Annotated in this window: 17 protein-coding genes; 8 read left to right on the top strand and 9 right to left on the bottom strand. The window is 39.2% G+C overall.

The window, feature by feature from the left end:
* Window positions 1-115 precede the first annotated feature (115 nt).
* The 3 genes from thrC to thrA form a co-directional block, all read right to left on the bottom strand.
* Entirely contained in the window at window positions 116-1423 is a 1308-nt protein-coding gene (thrC, locus tag DFQ12_RS27685) for a threonine synthase (RefSeq protein ID WP_120262254.1), read from the bottom strand.
* Window positions 1424-1550: 127 nt separating this feature from the next.
* Entirely contained in the window at window positions 1551-2489 is a 939-nt protein-coding gene (locus DFQ12_RS27680) for a homoserine kinase (RefSeq protein ID WP_120262276.1), read from the bottom strand.
* An 88-nt stretch (window positions 2490-2577) separates the two neighbouring features.
* On the bottom strand, window positions 2578-5025 hold the full coding sequence (thrA, locus tag DFQ12_RS27675; RefSeq protein WP_120262253.1) for a bifunctional aspartate kinase/homoserine dehydrogenase I: 2448 nt from the start codon (window positions 5023-5025) through the stop codon (window positions 2578-2580).
* Window positions 5026-5553: 528 nt separating this feature from the next.
* Between thrA and DFQ12_RS27670 the strand changes: the two genes are divergently transcribed.
* Entirely contained in the window at window positions 5554-6135 is a 582-nt protein-coding gene (locus DFQ12_RS27670) for a C40 family peptidase (protein WP_120262252.1), read from the top strand.
* 105 nt (window positions 6136-6240) lie between these two features.
* Window positions 6241-6753 (top strand): phosphoribosyltransferase family protein, encoded by a 513-nt coding sequence (locus DFQ12_RS27665; RefSeq protein ID WP_120262251.1) that lies wholly within the window; start codon window positions 6241-6243, stop codon window positions 6751-6753.
* Window positions 6754-6761: 8 nt separating this feature from the next.
* Here DFQ12_RS27665 and DFQ12_RS27660 read toward each other — a convergent pair whose 3' ends face one another.
* From DFQ12_RS27660 to DFQ12_RS27640, 5 genes are all read right to left on the bottom strand, one after another.
* The gene (locus DFQ12_RS27660) at window positions 6762-8228 is read right to left on the bottom strand and encodes a LysM peptidoglycan-binding domain-containing protein (RefSeq protein ID WP_120262250.1); all 1467 of its coding nucleotides are present in this window, start codon (window positions 8226-8228) and stop codon (window positions 6762-6764) included.
* Between the two features lie 183 nt (window positions 8229-8411).
* Window positions 8412-8609: a twin-arginine translocase TatA/TatE family subunit gene (gene tatA / locus DFQ12_RS27655; RefSeq protein ID WP_208642640.1), complete on the bottom strand. Its 198-nt coding sequence runs from the start codon at window positions 8607-8609 to the stop codon at window positions 8412-8414.
* A 93-nt stretch (window positions 8610-8702) separates the two neighbouring features.
* Window positions 8703-10016: a murein hydrolase activator EnvC family protein gene (locus DFQ12_RS27650; protein WP_120262248.1), complete on the bottom strand. Its 1314-nt coding sequence runs from the start codon at window positions 10014-10016 to the stop codon at window positions 8703-8705.
* 108 nt (window positions 10017-10124) lie between these two features.
* Window positions 10125-10928: a lipoprotein insertase outer membrane protein LolB1 gene (gene lolB1 / locus DFQ12_RS27645; protein ID WP_120262247.1), complete on the bottom strand. Its 804-nt coding sequence runs from the start codon at window positions 10926-10928 to the stop codon at window positions 10125-10127.
* Window positions 10918-12639, bottom strand: coding sequence for a tetratricopeptide repeat protein (locus DFQ12_RS27640; RefSeq protein WP_120262246.1), 1722 nt, complete (start codon window positions 12637-12639; stop codon window positions 10918-10920). Before DFQ12_RS27640 ends, lolB1 begins: the two co-directional genes overlap by 11 nt.
* 235 nt (window positions 12640-12874) lie before the next feature.
* On the opposite strand from DFQ12_RS27640, the gene rplM reads away from it, so the two are divergent.
* The 6 genes from rplM to DFQ12_RS27610 all read left to right on the top strand — a co-directional run bounded on the left by rplM (window position 12875) and on the right by DFQ12_RS27610 (window position 17724).
* Window positions 12875-13318, top strand: a complete 444-nt coding sequence (rplM, locus tag DFQ12_RS27635; protein WP_120262245.1) for a 50S ribosomal protein L13 — start codon at window positions 12875-12877, stop codon at window positions 13316-13318.
* 11 nt (window positions 13319-13329) lie between these two features.
* A complete protein-coding gene (gene rpsI / locus DFQ12_RS27630) occupies window positions 13330-13716 on the top strand; it encodes a 30S ribosomal protein S9 (protein WP_077437656.1) in 387 nt (128 codons plus the stop codon).
* Between the two features lie 18 nt (window positions 13717-13734).
* Window positions 13735-14532 carry a 30S ribosomal protein S2 gene (gene rpsB / locus DFQ12_RS27625; protein ID WP_104385702.1) on the top strand — a complete coding sequence of 266 codons (798 nt, stop codon included), beginning with the start codon at window positions 13735-13737 and terminating at the stop codon, window positions 14530-14532.
* Window positions 14533-14729: 197 nt separating this feature from the next.
* Window positions 14730-15566, top strand: coding sequence for a translation elongation factor Ts (tsf, locus tag DFQ12_RS27620; protein WP_120262244.1), 837 nt, complete (start codon window positions 14730-14732; stop codon window positions 15564-15566).
* 344 nt (window positions 15567-15910) lie between these two features.
* On the top strand, window positions 15911-16774 hold the full coding sequence (locus DFQ12_RS27615) for an SDR family oxidoreductase (RefSeq protein WP_120262275.1): 864 nt from the start codon (window positions 15911-15913) through the stop codon (window positions 16772-16774).
* 125 nt (window positions 16775-16899) lie between these two features.
* Window positions 16900-17724 carry a helix-turn-helix domain-containing protein gene (locus tag DFQ12_RS27610; RefSeq protein ID WP_120262243.1) on the top strand — a complete coding sequence of 275 codons (825 nt, stop codon included), beginning with the start codon at window positions 16900-16902 and terminating at the stop codon, window positions 17722-17724.
* Here the strand turns inward: DFQ12_RS27610 and DFQ12_RS27605 are convergent.
* Window positions 17721-17981, bottom strand: a complete 261-nt coding sequence (locus tag DFQ12_RS27605) for a hypothetical protein (RefSeq protein ID WP_120262242.1) — start codon at window positions 17979-17981, stop codon at window positions 17721-17723. The two genes, DFQ12_RS27610 and DFQ12_RS27605, sit on opposite strands and share 4 nt — an antisense overlap.
* Window positions 17982-18017: the final 36 nt, after the last annotated feature.

Genomic DNA, 18017 nt, shown 5'->3' with positions numbered 1-18017 from the left:
AAACACTATCCAAAAAGTGAAAGCCTCCCAAGAATTAAAGATTTGAAAAGAGATTATAGGAGAAGCTACGAATAGAGAAAAAGGGGGACGCTCAAAAAGATCGCCCCCTTCGCGTTTAGTTATGGTTGATTAGATATCTTTTGAACGCTTCGAAGTTTACCGCCAAAGGTTCCGCTAATTTTTCTTTTCCCTGCAACGCTTCCGCACCGGCTGGCAATACAATTTTTGCGAACACATCGGCATCTATTGCATCTGGGAATTTACAAGGATGTGCAGTCGATAAGAATACCGAAGCATAAGTACCTGGATGATCATTCGCATAAGCCTGTGCACCTAACCAAGCGATAGCGGTATGGGGACAGGCAATATAATTTGCATCTTGAACAAGCCTGTCCATCCCAGCTTTTGTTTCCTCGTCAGTAAAGGTATAAGAAGAGAGCATAGCTTTTAACTCCGCCAGATTACCTGCAAAAAGGTCCTGAATACGCACCCAATTGCTTGGGTCTCCAACATCCATAGCATTACTCAATGTCTGAACGGAAGGTTTAGGCGCATATTGTCCCGAAGAAAGGAATCGTGGCACTGTATCGTTGACATTTGTCGCTGCCACAAAATGTTTGACAGGAAGTCCCATTTTATAAGCTAATAAACCTGCCCCAATATTCCCAAAATTACCACTTGGCACAGTAAATACGACTTCATTGATCCCTTGAGATCTTAGTTGCGCATAGGCATAAAAGTAATAAAAGGTCTGTGGGATCAATCGGGCAATATTAATTGAATTGGCCGATGTCAACCGCAAAGCTTGATTGAGTTCGGCATCATTAAAAGCCTGCTTCACAAGTGCCTGACAGTCGTCAAACGTGCCATCTACCTCTAATGCGCGTATATTTTGTCCATTTGTAGTCAACTGGAGTTCCTGCACCTCGGAAACTTTGCCTTTGGGGTATAATATTGTAACACGGGTTCCCTCTACTCCTAGGAAGCCTAAGGCTACCGCTCCTCCTGTATCTCCAGAAGTTGCGACAAGTACGTCCAGCAACTTATCATCGGATTTAGAAAAATACGCCATGATACGGCTCATAAACCGGGCTCCAAAATCCTTGAAGGCATAAGAAGGCCCGTGAAATAGCTCTAAAACAGCTGTACTGTTGTTTAGGAATTTTACGGGTGCCTCAAAATTAATCGCTTCATCAACAATCTTCTTTAGATCTGGTTTAGGAATATCATTGCCCAAAAGAGTTGAAGCAACCTCCAGAGCAATTTCCTGTAAAGAATATTGTTGTATATTTTTGATAAACAATGGATCCAATTGCGGAATTTGCTCAGGCATATACAAGCCTTTATCCGCTGGCAGCGAATTAAACACTGCGTCTTTAAAAGAAACAGCTAATGTCTTATTATTTGTACTGTAAAATTTCATCTTTTAATACTTATTTGATGTACATCTATTCTGATTAATCAAAAAGAGTACATTATACGATTTTTATGCAATCAGTAAGATACTTTGCACCTTGCTTAGTTTTTACGCGCATGGTACAGTAAAATTTCTAATTTAACACCCTTGGTCCTTCGACATTTACCTTTGACACATAACCAAAGCTCTCAATTTCATTTTCTTTGAGATGCGCCTGAATTCTGTCTGCAATATTTTTTGCGATTTGCTCATCCCGCGTAATCGCGACTACGGAGGGGCCTGAACCGGATATCCCAAAACTCAAGGCACCATGCTGTAGAGCGATTTCCTTCATTTCATAAAATTGTGGAATCAGAATCGCGCGTGTGGGTTCAATCAGAATATCCTTCATACTGCGTGCAATCAGATCATAATCTTCCATAAATAAAGCCGCAACCAAGCCGGCAATATTGCCCCATTGTGTTACTGCATCTTTTAATAGGACTTTATCTTTAATTAATTGTCGAGCATCACGTGTAGGTACATCTACTTGTGGAAATACCACGGCTGCGACTAACTCCTTTGGTGAAGGAATTGAAATAACATCTAAAGGTTCGTTCCCTCTAATCAACGTGATACCTCCATAAAGCGCCGGTGCAACATTATCAGCATGTCCGGTGCCACAGGCCAACCGTTCACCCTCAACACAAAATGGTAAAAGTTCTTCTTTTGTCAATGGACTGCCAAGCATAACATTAATCGCAAAGAGCCCAGCCACCGTACTCGCGGCACTGGATCCCAAGCCTGAGCCGATTGGCATGTGCTTGTGCAACTCAATTTCAACACCTACTTTCGAAGCAATATTTAGCGCCTGCAACAGGTACTGAACGCAAGCCGAAACGGTATTTTTGCTCGGGTCGAGCGGGAGTCTACCGTCATCTCCTGTAATTTGCTTGATAGTCACTCCGGGTTGCTCCTTGCGTCGCATGATCACCTCATCTCCAGGTTGCTCTACAGCAAAGCCCAGTATATCAAAACCACAGATCATATTCGCTACAGTTGCGGGAGCAAATACCCGAACTTCGGGTAACATCTTGTCTAAATCGATTACTTTACCTTTTAGATATTCTACATTTAAATTATTAGCCATTACTTCAGTCGTTATTTCCTCTAAAATAGTTTTATGCACCTACGTTAACTAAATCTGCAAAGACACCCGCCGCAGTCACTTCCGCTCCAGCACCGGGCCCTTTGACAACCAAAGGACGCTCTTTATACCGTTCTGTCGTAAATGAAATAATATTATCACTACCCGACAGCGCATAAAAAGGATGATTTTCATCTACAAATTGGATCGCAATGGAAACCTTTCCATGCTCCAGTTTTCCGATATAACGGATTACTTTGTTCTCGCGGGCAGCGCGCGCTTTCATATCTTCAAAATAGGCATTCTCATTTTGTAATTCCGCATAGAAGGAATCTACTGTCTCAGCTTTCAGGCAAGCTGCGGGAAGAATTGGTCCAAGGTCTACGTCTTCCGCTTCGACAGGATAACCTGCGTCCCTCGCTAAAATCAACATTTTACGCATAAAGTCTATTCCCCCCAGATCATCCCTTGGATCCGGTTCGGTATAGCCTAATTCTTGTGCTTGCTTTACAACATTGAAAAAAGTAGCATCGTCTTTGAAATTGTTAAAGATGTAAGATATAGTACCTGAAAGAATAGCCTCGATCTTTAAGATACGGTCACCACTGAGCATCAGATCTTTAAGAACCCTTACAATAGGCAATCCCGCCCCAACATTGGTTTCATAGAAGAAGTCCACTCCATGTTTATGTGCCGTATCGCGAAGCGTCTTATATTGTGCATATTTTCCAGAATTCGCGATTTTGTTACAGGTTACGATGGAGATATTGGACTTAAAGATATCTTCATAATATGTTGCCGGCAATTTACTCGCTGTATTATCAATGAAAACACAGTTCGGCAAGTTCAGGGCTTTCATTTTCTCGATAAACAAAGCAAGATCTGCCTCGGAACCATTTTTCTCGAGTTCAGCTGACCAATTATTTAGTTCCACACCTTCGGTATTGAACAACATTTTACGACTATTGGAAATTCCAACAACTTTAATCTCAATATCATTTTTATCGAGCAGAAAATCGTGCTGATCCTCTAATTGTTTAAATAGCGTCGCACCGATATTACCTGTACCGATATTAAACACATGCAATGTTTTTTTCAGTTCCGCAAAAAAAGCATCATGAACAGCGTTGAGCGCTTTGGCCAAATCTTCTTTACCGATGATGACCGAAATATTGTATTCGGATGAGCCTTGTGCTATTGCCCGGACATTGATACCGTTCCTTCCAAGTGCAGAAAATAACCTACCGGACATTCCCGGAGTCCGTTTCATATTTTCACCGACAATGGCCAATACAGAAAGATTTTCCTCGATAGCGGGGATGACCAATTTATTCGCCTGAATTTCCAATTCGAATTCCATTTCGATCAACTGGATCGCGCGCTTTGCATCCGATGGGTTGACCGCAAAGGTGATACTGTGTTCGGAAGAGGATTGTGTAATCAATACAACATTGATTTGTTCCCTAGCCAGCAGTGTAAAAAGGCGTCCGCTAAACCCTGACTTGCCGATCATTCCTGATCCACTTAGATTGATCACAGAAATATCCGAAATAGAAGAAATCCCTTTGATCGGTAGTGCCGTTTTTCCACTATCAAATTGGATCACTGTACCTGAGAAATCAGGTTCAAAAGTATTGCGAATAACAATTGGGATTTTTTTCAAAAATGCCGGGATCATGGTGGGTGGGTAGATGACCTTAGCACCAAAATAAGATAGTTCCATTGCCTCAGTATAGGAAAGTACGGGGAGTGAGAAGGCTTTTTTCACGATCCGGGGATCAGCGGTCAGCATTCCGTTAACGTCAGTCCATATTTCGATCGCCGTAGCATCCAATATTGACCCAAAGATAGCGGCTGTATAGTCCGATCCGCCACGTCCTAAGGTGGTAATGCGACCATTCTCGTTGCTCCCAATAAAGCCGGTCACAAACAGCAGCTTGTCACCATGAGTGATATACATCGATTTCACAAGCTGCTCAGTCAATGCCTCATTTAAATGGGCATTCCCGAAATTCGAATCAGTCTTTACATAGTGTGAGGCATCTATAAATAAAGCCTCCGGTATGTATTGTTCCATGACTTTAGAAACCATATAATTGGAACAGCGCTCGCCATAACTGAGAATCAAGTCTTTACTTTGATTGCTCAATTCTCTCAGTGCAAAAATCCCCTGGAGAAGATCCTCGATCTCATTGAAAAATAACTTAAGTTTCGTGAAAACAGGATTTTGGAACTTTACTGCGAGAAGTTCTTTCACAACTGCAAAATGTTTATCTTCCAAAGATTTAAGTCCATCCGAAAAGGACTTCCCTTCAGCTGCGTCTTCTGCCAATTGGGTTAGTAAATTTGTTACACCCGACATCGCGGATAATACCACAAGGGGCTTTTCCTTAGCATCGTAGGATTTCTTGACAATACTTAAGACTGCTTTGAGACTTTCTACTGTTCCGACTGAAGTTCCTCCAAATTTTAAAACTTTCATACTGATCTATACTGTTTGTTTAGTTTGATTTATGCGACAAAAAAAGCGCTTTCCCTTTTGAGGAAAGCGCTTCGAAATATTGTGTCTACAATTATATACAATGAAACTACTTCCTCCTGAGTTTTATCCCGGTGGTAATAATAATCGTTGTAATAATTGTGTTTGTGTTCATTGTTTTTGCTTATGTATTGTAAATATAGAACAAATATTATCACATTCCTAAAGAAAATTAATATTTTTTTTCAGTTTCACAAAAACAAGCCTTAAAGAATAGTATTCTAGCATAACACCGCTATTCTTGGGAGTCTGAAACCACCACCTGCTTGTAGTAAAAGTTCGACAGACCGATTAAATTTCAATATCTCCAAAAAGCGTTAAGAAAGATGTTAAAATTGTTAAAATTTCGTTAAATAGCTTTAAAAAAATTTGACCTTAAACTGATATTGTATTATATTCGCAACAGTGCTGTCCAAAATAGATGACAGTATTGAATTTTAAAAGTTAAATGTTGTACAAAAAAGCGATTTAATGAAAACAAAGAAATTTATAGCGTCAATGCTATTTATCGGCTTATGTCTAGTGTCGCAGGCACAAACCAACAGAAACTCCAAACCTGAATCAGATCCTGATAACCTTGCCAAAGAATACTTCTCACAAATTATGGGTGTTGCAGTCTCAGCAACAACAAACACAAAACTTTATCAATTTGTTTACGAATGGCTAGGTACTCCATACCGTTTGGGCGGAGATTCAAAACGAGGCATTGATTGTTCTAAATTTTCTTACGAATTATATGACAAAGTATTTAACACGTCATTGGGTTACAATAGTCGTAACCAGTATTCGCAAGTAAAGACTGTAGAGAAGAATGAGTTGAAAGCAGGGGATTTGGTATTCTTTAAAATCAGAAGTAGAAGCATTACGCATGTGGGTGTTTATATTGGTGACAATAAATTTGCTCATGCTTCTTCCAGCAAGGGTGTTATGATCAGCAATTTGGACGAACCATACTGGAGACGCTATTATTATAACGGTGGACGTTTACCAGAAGACAATAAATCGCTTACTGCCGAAATATTGAAAGCAGAAAAAGATAATAAACTGAACTAGAGGTTCAGTTATCGACATAAAAAAGTCCAAAGCTTTAAACGGCTTTGGACTTTTTTTATACAATTTAATATCCTATTTTTACCCTATAATCATTGAAATACTATTATGTCTTCAAAGAAAACGCTCATCTTAAATAAAGAACAAATAAAACAGAAGTCTATCCGTATTGCCTATCAGATTTTAGAAGACAATTTTGAAGACGAAACACTTGTTTTGGTTGGGATTGCCGATCGGGGTTATGTATTTGCGCAACGCCTGCAGGCGATATTAAAGGATATCTCAGACAAGGAAATTCTTTTGATTAAAGTTACCATGAAGAAAACAAGCCGGTCTTTGAGTGCTGGTACAGACTTACCAGTTGATATTGCAAAAGACAAAACAATCATCTTGGTTGATGATGTATTAAATAGTGGTAGAGCACTGGCCTATGGTTTGGGTGTGTTTCTCAATGTTCCATTAAGGAAGATGAGAACAGCGGTCTTGATCGATCGGAGCCATCACAAGTTCCCAATCTTTAGTGACTACTATGGCACCAAATTGTCTACCATCCTAAAAGAACATGTCACTGTTACCCTAGAGGAATTTGATAACGAAGAAGATGCAGCATGGTTAGTATAACCATGTTGCTATTTCTTTGACACTTTCAATTTCATTCCCGGTTTAATCCGGCTTCCATTCAGATCATTATCGCTTTTTAACCGGCTAACAGATACACCGTTTTTGTCAGCAATTTGGGATAAGGTATCACCCTTTTTAACCACATAATATGCTGTACGGCTAGCAGCTCGTTGTTGACTCTTCTTAACCGATTTTTCAGCATTATGCGCTAATTTAGCATTAACAAAATTATCTTCCTTCTTGATCAATAAATTTTGCCCCGGTACGATTTTATTTCCGCGTAGGTTGTTCCAGGACTTTATATCCTGAACAGTAACCTCAAATTTTTCAGCTACTGAAGCAAATGTTTCTCCGACTTTCACCTTATATTTTCCATCTTTTAAAAGTTCCGTAGGTTCGTTAGTGCCCGAACTAGCCATCACTGAAGTGGGTATAGGTGTATTGAGGGCAGCATATAGCTCCTCTGTAGCTATTTTCTTATCCAATACAGGCAAAACTAATCTTAATGGTGCTTCTTCGGTACCGTTTAAAATATTCTTCTTAAAGCTAGGATTTAGTGCGCGGAGGGTTTCTTTGGATACATCTAAAGCTGCTGCTATCTGATTTAACGAGATCCTTTTGTTGATGTCTAATGCTTGGGTTCTCAGAGAGAGCTCTGTATCAGCTGCATTTATATCGTTTTCCTCGGCATACTTCATCGCATAAGTCATAGCAATGAATTTGGGAATATAGTTTTGTGTTTGTTGTGTCAGATAGGGAGCGATATCCCAAAAAGTAGGTTTGTCTTTACCCGAACGTTGAATCGCTCGTCCAACAGCCCCTTTTCCACCATTGTATGATGCGATTGCCAAAAGCCAGTCACCATATTCGTCATAAGCTTCTTTCAAGATTTTCGCGATCGCGTAACTGGAAGCGATGGGATCCATACGCTGGTCAGTGTAACTATCTACGGTCAGGTTATAAGTCTTTGCCTCATAATACATCAACTGCCATAATCCAGTAGCGCCAGCACTTGAAATATCTCGTGGATTCAAAGACGATTCAACCACACTCAGATATTTCAGTTCTCTAGGCACACCAACCTCATCCATGATGCGATCAAACATTGGAAAGTAATACTGTCCGAGTCCCATCATTCTACACATATAAGGATTGTAATTGTTGGAGGTGTATTTGGAGATCAGGTTTTTCACCTGTGGAGAGTAATTTAAGGGTACTTCTCGTTCGATTGCTTTGAGTTTGCGAACGAGCTGTATTTCTTCTTCGGTAATGGTGGAATCATCCTGTCGACTATTTCCCGAAGATTTGACACTGTCAAGGTATTGATAAATCTCCTGTTTTTCCCTATCAATCCTTCCTTGGATAACCTGATGTGTGGCTTCTCTCATGCCTTCTACAGCGCTTTCTTGAGCCATGATAGGCAGCACATAGCACAGCCCTCCTAGTATTGAAATTAACGTCTGTTTTCCGATCATAAATTTACTGTTAAATCCAGGTCTGATTTTTCTTCTTAAAAAATCAACAATAATCTAAACGCTTAGAAATGGATTTTAGTATAAAAATGGTTCTGGTCTATTCAGCTATAGGTCCAGGATAAAACAAAATACGATTTTGTTCCTCACAAAATCGTATTTATGCTATATGGGATAAAATTACCCTTACTTGTTATCTTCTACTTCAGATTTCTTTTCAGCCGAAGAATCTTCTTTTTGACCTTCTTTGAATTCTTTCACCCCCTTACCCAATCCGCGCATCAACTCAGGAATCTTCTTACCTCCGAATAACAGTAACAATGCTATTACAATGAGGATAATCTCATTCGCTCCCAAACCCATGATTAAAAATGATGTTGACATATCTATAATTTCTTGTTTTTCAATTCTTTTAAACTAAATCTATTCTCCCTCTTTACAAATGTAGTGATAATTATTAAATATAGTAATTATTTCTTATCTCGCCAACCACGACATCGGATTCAATGGTGTTGATCCCTGATAAACAGAGAAGTCGACCATTGGTACACCTGTATCTGAATCCACATCTGCCGTACCGATTGTCTGACCCGTACTTACCTTCTGTCCCTTAGAAACACTGACACTACCTAAGTTATTATATACTGTAAAGTACTCACCGTGTTTAATCATCACAATGCGTTGTCCATACATCGTCAGCACGCTACTAACCTCGCCTGCAAAAACAGCTTTAACCGCAGCCCCGCTGGACGTTTGTATTTTCACCGACTCATGATCCCAGTTCACATTTCTACCTACGCTTTCACCACCAAAACCTTGCATAACTTTCGCATTCGAAACCGGCCAAGGCAAGCTACCACGATTAGATCTAAAATCATTTGAAAGCTTGATCGCTTCTGGTGTACTGCGTAAGACCTCAGAATCTGATTTCCGAGCGGTATTACTACTTTTTGTGCTCGTATTGTTTTTACCTTTCGAAGCATTTGCAGATTCATTTGCTTTCCGATTACGTTCTGCGGCTGCTTCGGCAGCACGACGAGCAGCTTCTGCACGTCTTCTTTCAGCTTCAATCTCCCTTCTAATGATTTCTTTGATAGCAGCATTGATCCGACGTTCTTCTTTTTGTTTTTGCGTGATATCTTTCTTCACACCACGTTCTGTAACAATGAGGTCACTCAATTGCCCAGAGTAAACAGAGCGTTGTTGAGAGATCGTTCTCTTTTCCGTTTCCTGCTCTTTCATCAATGCAACCTGCTTATTTCGGTCGGCTTGCAATTGTGCAATTTTTTGTTCGATCTGTTTCTTCGTATTCTCGATATCTGCAGCCTTTAATTTTCTTGAATCATTAAATTGCTGTAAATATTTTACGCGTCTAAATCCTTGATTAAAATCCTTCGAAGCAAAAATAAACATCAGTTTATTGTAGGCGTTACGATTACGAAAAGCAAACATGATCATCTTTTCATAATCACGTTTCATTTTTTCCAGTTCGGCCTTCAATTTATTTACTGCTGCCGTATTCGCATTAATATGTTTATTGATGACTGCTACCTCAGAAGTGATTGTATTTATCTTTTGTTCACGTAAGTTGATCTGCTTACTCAAGGCTGTCACCTGTTGCTGTGTCAACGATTTTTCCTTGGCTATTTCTTTCACAGTATTCTGCAATTCAGCAATTTCGCGAGTAAGTTTCTCCCGCTGCTTTTCCAGCTCGGCTCTCGTCTGAGCAGCAGAAATACCAATCATCAAAATGAATGCTACTATACCAAATATCGTCTTTTTAAAGTTCATTTACAGTACTATTTATTTAGTGTTTGCTCCTTTCCTAACCCCATTTTTTTCATTTACAATAGCAAACTAAATGCGAAAGTAATAAATCTAATGGAAATAGATAACTTCTTATCGGATTACTTTATATCGCGATGACACTGAAAAAGGCATTTCAACAGGTTCATTAAATGTCACTTTGTTAAAATTAATCTCTGTTTTTATCTCCTGACGTCCATCTGAAATAATCATTTTTAGCAGCATCGGAAATTCCTGACCAGAAGCCATTGCATATTCCCCATAATTTGCTTCCAACAGTTGTTTTTTGGACAACTGTGACAGCCTGAACTGGTAGGGGCGATTATTGTTGTTCAATTTATATAAGAAATCAAGTTCATTCAGTTTTCCATCCAACTGCACAGAATTTGGATCTTGTTTAAAATTCACCGCATCGATATCTGACAGTAGATTAACGGATATATTCGCCAAAAGTAAATCCTGTAGGTTAGAAAAAGTAAGATCAGGGCTTGCGAAACGATAGAGATAGTCGAATGGTTTGACCATATACTCATTCTGAAACTTATTCAGAATCTGTACGCTATCCGGCGTAATTAAAACCCGGGCGACTTCAATTCCAAGGGTTGCTGAGATCGAAATCCAGATCCTTTTATCCTTTTCGATCCGGATATTGGAGGTAACATCAAACTTATCCTTACCCAGATCGAGACGCATTTTTGCCTTTCCCGAAAACGTCGAATAGCTTAAATTGGTCAAAAAAAGATTACGCAGTGTCGCTTTCTTTGCTTCACGTGTATTGTCTTTAATGACCAGTTCATTCTCTGATTTGAGATCTGCCTCTTTCAACAGTTTCTTTTTTGAGCTACAAGAAGAAAGCAGAGTCACCAGAATACCTACCCAAACAATTTTATTCCACATAGCTTTTTGTCTCAATCTTCCTTTTTACTTTCTGTTTACTTTCATCAGAATCCAGACCTTTTTCCAGTGCTAGATTCCATTGTTTGAGCGCTTCACCGGTCTTACCCAATTTGACCAAAATATCACCATAATGCTCAAGTAAAACTGCTGTTGGTGGATTTGTATTTTTCATGGCTTTTTGAATCCAAACCAGTGCATCCTCATATTTACCGTCAGCAAATAAAACCCAAGCATAGGTATCTTCAAATGTTCCGTTGTTGGGTTGCAATTTAGTAGCCATTGCTGCATATTTCGTCGCTTCGTCCAGTCGCTCTTTTCTTAACGATAAATAGTACGCTAAATTGTTCATGGCAGTCACATTTGTGCTGTCCAATCGAATCGCCTCCATATAGGCAGCATCCGATTCTTTATACATCTTTAATGTATTGTAGATATCACCCAGTCCCCCATAGATATTCGCTTGTAAAAAAGGAGTTTCATCCTGCGCATTATTCAACGCCGCCTCCATAAACTTACGGCTATTCTCTGTATCCTTTTTCATCAGGTAGGCCATACTTGTGAAATAGAGTATGGTAGAATTATTGGCCACATAATGTAGGGCTTCCCCCCCATGGGCTATAGCTTGATCAAATTCTCCTTTATCCATATCCAGACTCATCAACATCCGCCACGCATCTATCTGATAAGGATTCATACTTACAGCCACTGCCAACGAGCTTTGTGCAGCTGTTTTATCTTCGTTCAGCCACAACACCTGCCCTTTGGCCATATGGCTCTCTGCAATGCGCGGGTGCACCTCTACTAAAATATTGGCTAATTCCAAAAGCTGCGCATTGGAATAGGGACTCTTAGGCCCCATTAAGGTCATGATAATTCTATTTTTGTCTCCGAAATCAATCTTTTTGGATTGAAATCCTTTTTTTAATGCATCAAATGATAATTTGTTTTTCTTATCTAACCGGTACAGGTCGGCCAAATCAAAATAAAGGAAGTCCTCCTGCGAAGTTTGAATACCCTTATTGATATATTCCAATGCAAGTTTTGAGTTTTTAGAAAGATTATAAGCCTGAGCCAATTGTCCGTATACCTGAGCTAATTTGGTACCTTTATCAGCCCAAGGTTTCAGGAGACCGATTACAGCATTGTAGTCTCCAGCGTCATTCAACAGCACACTACCCACCATATCAAGCGTATCGGAAGGGGTTTCGATTTCTTTTGTTTTAAGAAAATATTCGAGCGCTACGTCTTTATATCCGCCATTAAAAAGGAGCATGATACGTTCACGCTTCAATGAAGCTGTGTTATTTTCATCTATGTTGATCAATTTATCCAGATAGATCAGCGCACTATCCGCATCATTTTTGCTTTTAAAGGCATCGACTGCGAAGCTTAGATACTCAGGTTTCTGTTGAATTTCTAGGGCTGCCTTTATGGCATCTATCGCAGCATCTTGATTTCGCATTTGGGCAAAAAGGATAGCCTTTGTGAAATAGATTTCATCTGCTTTTGGGTAATCCGCTAATATGGCATCTAAAGAATCTACACCAGGGCCGATTTTCCCTTGCTTTAATATTTCCTGTACATTTTTGAGCCGCGCATCGTAGGGTTTGCTCTTCTTCTCCAATGACTGGGCCTGCACTAGGCCGACTGTACCAAAAAGAAATCCGACAAAACCCAAAACAACTCGTTTATCTAAAAAATTCAATCTCATCTACTTCCACTAAATAATTAAAAATTCTTCCTGCAATATACTAACTAATGTAACAATATTCCTTCGAGGAAGTTGTAAAAATATTGAGATTGGCCCATCCAGTTAGAAACTTAGCTCGTTTTCAATAAAATAAGTGAAATAGATTTTAAAATATAGAATAATAGATGTACCTTTGCAGACCCTTGTGATAAGGGGAAGATAAATAAAAATTTACAAATTATTTAAACAAAAGCAAGTGAATACGTTAAGTTACAAAACTGTCTCTGCCAACAAGAACACCGTTAACAAAGAGTGGATCGTTGTTGACGCTGAAGGAGAGATTTTGGGGCGTTTGGCGAGCAACATCGCGAAAGTAATTCGTGGTAAGCACAAGCCTACATTCACCCCACACGTAGACTGTGGAGATAACGTTATTGTTATCAATGCAGACAAAATTAGATTGACAGGAAACAAATTAGGCGACAAAGTTTACGTACGCTACACTGGATACCCAGGTGGTCAACGTTTCGTTTCTCCTAAAGAGTTAATGGCAAAATTCCCTGAGCGCATCATTGAGAAAGCTGTTCGCGGTATGCTTCCTAAAAACCGTTTAGGTCGTCAATTGTTTAAAAACCTTTACGTTTATGCTGGTACTGAGCACAAACATGAAGCACAAAGTCCAAAACCAGTTAAATTTTAAGGAACATCGACATGTCAACAACTAACACTTCAGGAAGAAGAAAAACTGCTGTTGCCCGCATTTACTTAACTGCTGGTAGCGGAAACATTATCATAAACGGTAAAGACTACAAAGAGTATTTCCCGACATTACCTTTGCAATACATCGCTACTCAATCATTGAGCGTAGCTGGTGAATTAGCAAACTTTGATGTAAAAGTAAACGTTAACGGAGGTGGTGTTAAAGGTCAAGCAGAAGCTGTTCGCCTAGCGATCGCAAAAGCTTTGGTTGAGCTTAACCCAGAAGTTAAACCTGCATTACGCGCTAAAGGTTTAGTAACACGTGATGACCGTATGGTTGAGCGTAAGAAACCAGGACGTCGTAAAGCTCGTAGAAGATTCCAATTCAGTAAACGTTAATCAAAGGAGGATCAAAAAATGGCAAGAACTACTTATCAAGATTTATTGGATGCAGGTGTGCACTTTGGTCACCTTACACGTAAATGGGATCCGAAAATGGCTAAGTACATTTTCATGGAGCGCAACGGTATCCACATCATTGACTTGAACAAAACTCTTACGAAATTAGAAGAAGCTGCTTCAGCTATCAAACAAATCGTAAAATCAGGTCGCAAAGTTTTATTCGTAGCAACGAAAAAACAAGCAAAAGAAATCATCGCACAACAAGCTAAAGAGGTTAACATGCCTTTCGTGACTGAGCGTTGGTTAGGTGGTATGCTTACAAACTTCGCTACAGTTCGTAAGTCTATCAAAAAAATGTCTAACATCGACAAAATGCAAAAAGACGGTACTTATGATGTATTGTCTAAGAAAGAAAAGTTGATGATTCAACGTGAGCGTATCAAATTAGAAAACCTTTTAGGAGGTATCGCTGATTTGAACCGTTTGCCAGCTGCTTTATTCATCATCGATGTGAAAAAAGAACACATCGCTGTTTCTGAAGCAATGAAATTGAACATCCCTACTTTCGCGATGGTAGATACAAACTCTGACCCTTCAAACATTGATTTCCCAATCCCTGCAAATGATGACGCTAGTAAATCTATTAGCTTAATCGCAAGCATCATTGGTCAAGCAATCCAAGAAGGTTTGGACGAGCGCAAACGCGACAAAGAAGAAGAAGCTGAAAAAGATGCTGCTGCTGCAAAAGCAAAAGTTGACAATAGTGAAGCTTCAGAAGCTAAACGTCCTCGCAAAGCGAAAGACGGAGAATAATATTTTTATTCCAAACCGGATAGCGTAGCGTTAGTTTCTGGAAAAGATTACTTTTCTTGAGCTAGCCTATCTGTCCGGTTTTTTGGTTTAACAGCTCCCGATTATCAAGGAATGTTAAACTTCATATTAGCTTAACATGTTTTAAGTTAATATTGTACAAAATTTTCAGTAGTAAACAATAATAAAAAGAAATAAACATGTCAGTACAAATTTCTGCATCAGATGTAAACAAATTGCGTCAACAAACTGGCGCTGGTATGATGGATTGTAAAAAAGCTTTGGTTGAGTCTAATGGTGACTTTGAAGCTGCTGTAGATTACTTGCGCAAAAAAGGCGCTAAAGTAGCTGCTAGCCGTCAAGATCGCGACTCTAACGAAGGTGTTATCATCGCTAAAGCAACTGCAGATGGTAAATCAGGTATCGTAGTTGAAGTAAACTGTGAAACTGACTTCGTAGCTAAAAACTCAGATTTCGTAGCTTTCGCAGAAAAAATCGCAGACCTAGCGTTGAACAACAAACCTGCTTCTTTGGAAGAATTGAAAGGTTTGGAAATTGATGGCAAGAAAATCGCTGATGCTTTGATCGAGCAAACTGGTGTAATCGGTGAGAAAATTGACGTTTCTAAATACGAAACTATCACTGCAGAGAAAGTAATCGCTTATATCCACGGTAACTACCGTTTAGGTGTATTAGTAGGTCTTTCTGCTGACGCAGCTGGTGCTGAAGAAGCTGGTAAAGATGTTGCTATGCAAATCGCAGCGATGAACCCTATCGCAATCGATAAAGACGGTGTTGATCAAAACACAATCGAGCGTGAAATCGCTATCGCAAAAGAGCAAATCATTGCAGAAGGTAAACCAGCAGAGATGGCTGAGAAAATCGCTCAAGGTAAATTGAACAAATTCTTCAAAGACACTACGTTGTTGAACCAAGAATTTGTAAAAGATTCTTCTAAAAATATCGCTCAATTCTTAGATTCAGTTTCTAAAGGATTGACAGTAACTGCTTTCAAACGCGTACAATTAGGCGCATAAGCATATTTCCTTTCTAGCAATAGATCGGAAAAAAATAAAAACAGGGACTATTGACAAAATAGTCCCTGTTTTTATTTTTATAGGCGGTCAACCTCGTACAGTCCCATTCTCCTATCATTTGTTACCATCTCTCCGTTCCCCATCATTCCCGCTTTCCCAATAATTTATCTTCATCTTCCCTATGTTTGCCTAGCATTTGTTACGACCCTCAGGTTCCCTTATCGTCCTATTAGCCCTCCCCTATTATTTACCACAATCACCTCCCCTGTCTTTCATCCATCACTTTTATTTTCATTCAAATTTATGTAACTTAATCATACATAAAAACGAAACAAGATATGGGCATGTTAAAAGAAGGTGCACTAAAAGGCAAACGCATTCTAATTACAGGTGGTGGTACTGGGCTAGGAAAAGCGATGACTGATTATTTCCTAGAGCTGGGTGCTTCGTGCTTGATCAGCAGCCGAAAGGATGATGTGATTCAACATACAGCAAAAGAACTATCCGAAAAACACCAAGGCACATGCCTGGCCATAGCTGGAGATGTACGTAATTATGAAGATGTCGAGCGTGTAGTAGCTTATGGCTACGAACAATTGGGCGGGATCGACATCCTAATCAACAATGCTGCAGGAAATTTTATATCCCCTACCGAGCGGCTTAGTCATCGTGCTTTTGAGTCTGTCATCGGAATTGTACTTCAGGGTAGTATAAATTACACATTAGCATTGGGCAAACGTTGGATTGAAAATAAGGACCAAAATAAAACGGTGCTTAGCATTGTAACGACTTACGCATGGACAGGATCTGGTTATGTTGTTCCTTCCGCGACAGCCAAGGCTGGTGTATTGGCTATGACAAGATCCCTTGCTGTTGAATGGGGAAAAAAAGGAATACGTTTAAATGCAATTGCCCCCGGTCCGTTTCAGACCTCAGGTGCCATGGAGCGCCTACTACCAGGTGAATTAGGAGAACTACTATCTCCTACGAAACGGATTCCCTTAGGACGTTTGGGTCAATTAGACGAGCTGGCTGATCTTGCGGCGTATCTTGTATCGGATTATTCCAGCTACATTAATGGCGATGTCATAACAATAGATGGTGGAGAATGGTTAAAAGGCGCAGGAGAATTTAATGGTCTGGATATTATTCCTGAAGAACAATGGGATAATATCGAAAAAATGACGCGAAGTGCAAAAAGTACTTAGTCCTATTTCTGGAACCTACAACAGCACATTGTTTTCTTTAAAAAGTCAAAAGATATAATCCAAAATAACGATATTTGGCTGTCATATCGATTATCATTCGATAAAACAAAATTTACAAGTACACAATGAATTTATCCTTTCTCCCCGAAAAAATCAAACATAAGCAAAAGATTGATCTAAGCGAACTAGGTTTTGATTTTGCATTGGCTTATATTTCGGAAGGCACGTTGGTATCAAAAAACAATGGTGCAAAATTTCTCAAAGAAAATCTGCTCTTCCTGAATACCGCTTCAGAAATACTTGAAAGTAAGAAAGATTCAAGTGTATTTATTTTATATTTTTCAAGCCATTACTTTAAAGATCTGCATCATATACAACAAAATTTTTGCTTATCTTACAATCCTCAGGATATTTTCAATTCAGAAACACTACGCAATAAAAGCCTGTCCCTTAAAAAGGAGAATAGAAAATTAATAGAAAAAGTAATCTCCTTAATCTATCAACAGGAAGAATCTGAAAATGCAGCGACCTCTACCTTTGTCTTTCATCAAGTGATGTCACTCTTTGCATTAATTGAAAATATATTAAAAGATCTGGATCTTCCGATCAATGAGTCCCGTGACATGTCTCAAGAAATAGAAGCTTATATCCAACAAAACATCTATTTCCCAGACAAGCTACAAATAAAAAATATAGCTGATCATTTTCAGATTTCGGCCAATTACTTCGGCGCCTTTTTTAAGAAAAAATACCAGAAAAGTTATAAACTGTATATAGACGATATTCGTACCCAACTTATCGAAGAAAGGTTGGCATCGAGCCAATACACCATGAAACAGATTGTGGATGAACTAGGTTTTAACGATGAAAGTCACCTGACCAACTTTTATAAGAAAAAGAGAAATATAACCCCAAGTGCTTATAAAAAATCTAGAAAAACAGTCAGCTAGTTGTCAAGTTGAATGACACCATTGAGGTCATTATTTAACGAACGTTGGATCGCTTCGTCGAGAATCAATATCTTCTGCCCCTGGAGTGTACGTTCTTGTCCGCTACTGGTATTTGTCTGTGTCGAATTGAATGATTCCAATTTCATGGGGAAATAAATTGGGTTCTCATCTTCTGAACGCCCGATGGTCAATAAGATATTATACCCCTGTAGGCGCAAACTCTGTAATGTCTGATAATTTAAACGCTTGAAAATCATAATGGCCAAGATTTACTGTTACTATTAGTAACAATG

The organism is Sphingobacterium detergens (assembly GCF_003610355.1).
Classification (GTDB): domain Bacteria; phylum Bacteroidota; class Bacteroidia; order Sphingobacteriales; family Sphingobacteriaceae; genus Sphingobacterium; species Sphingobacterium detergens.
This window is presented reverse-complemented; position numbering and strand designations above follow the sequence as displayed.

Coding starts and splice junctions, on each gene's coding strand:
- thrC (WP_120262254.1), bottom strand. CDS start 1,423: ATGAAATTTTACAGTACAAATAATAAGACATTAGCTGTTTCTTTTAAA.
- DFQ12_RS27680 (WP_120262276.1), bottom strand. CDS start 2,489: ATGTTACCCGAAGTTCGGGTATTTGCTCCCGCAACTGTAGCGAATATG.
- thrA (WP_120262253.1), bottom strand. CDS start 5,025: ATGAAAGTTTTAAAATTTGGAGGAACTTCAGTCGGAACAGTAGAAAGT.
- DFQ12_RS27670 (WP_120262252.1), top strand. CDS start 5,554: ATGAAAACAAAGAAATTTATAGCGTCAATGCTATTTATCGGCTTATGT.
- DFQ12_RS27665 (WP_120262251.1), top strand. CDS start 6,241: ATGTCTTCAAAGAAAACGCTCATCTTAAATAAAGAACAAATAAAACAG.
- DFQ12_RS27660 (WP_120262250.1), bottom strand. CDS start 8,228: ATGATCGGAAAACAGACGTTAATTTCAATACTAGGAGGGCTGTGCTAT.
- tatA (WP_208642640.1), bottom strand. CDS start 8,609: ATGTCAACATCATTTTTAATCATGGGTTTGGGAGCGAATGAGATTATC.
- DFQ12_RS27650 (WP_120262248.1), bottom strand. CDS start 10,016: ATGAACTTTAAAAAGACGATATTTGGTATAGTAGCATTCATTTTGATG.
- lolB1 (WP_120262247.1), bottom strand. CDS start 10,928: ATGTGGAATAAAATTGTTTGGGTAGGTATTCTGGTGACTCTGCTTTCT.
- DFQ12_RS27640 (WP_120262246.1), bottom strand. CDS start 12,639: ATGAGATTGAATTTTTTAGATAAACGAGTTGTTTTGGGTTTTGTCGGA.
- rpsI (WP_077437656.1), top strand. CDS start 13,330: ATGTCAACAACTAACACTTCAGGAAGAAGAAAAACTGCTGTTGCCCGC.
- rpsB (WP_104385702.1), top strand. CDS start 13,735: ATGGCAAGAACTACTTATCAAGATTTATTGGATGCAGGTGTGCACTTT.
- tsf (WP_120262244.1), top strand. CDS start 14,730: ATGTCAGTACAAATTTCTGCATCAGATGTAAACAAATTGCGTCAACAA.
- DFQ12_RS27615 (WP_120262275.1), top strand. CDS start 15,911: ATGTTAAAAGAAGGTGCACTAAAAGGCAAACGCATTCTAATTACAGGT.
- DFQ12_RS27610 (WP_120262243.1), top strand. CDS start 16,900: ATGAATTTATCCTTTCTCCCCGAAAAAATCAAACATAAGCAAAAGATT.
- DFQ12_RS27605 (WP_120262242.1), bottom strand. CDS start 17,981: ATGATTTTCAAGCGTTTAAATTATCAGACATTACAGAGTTTGCGCCTA.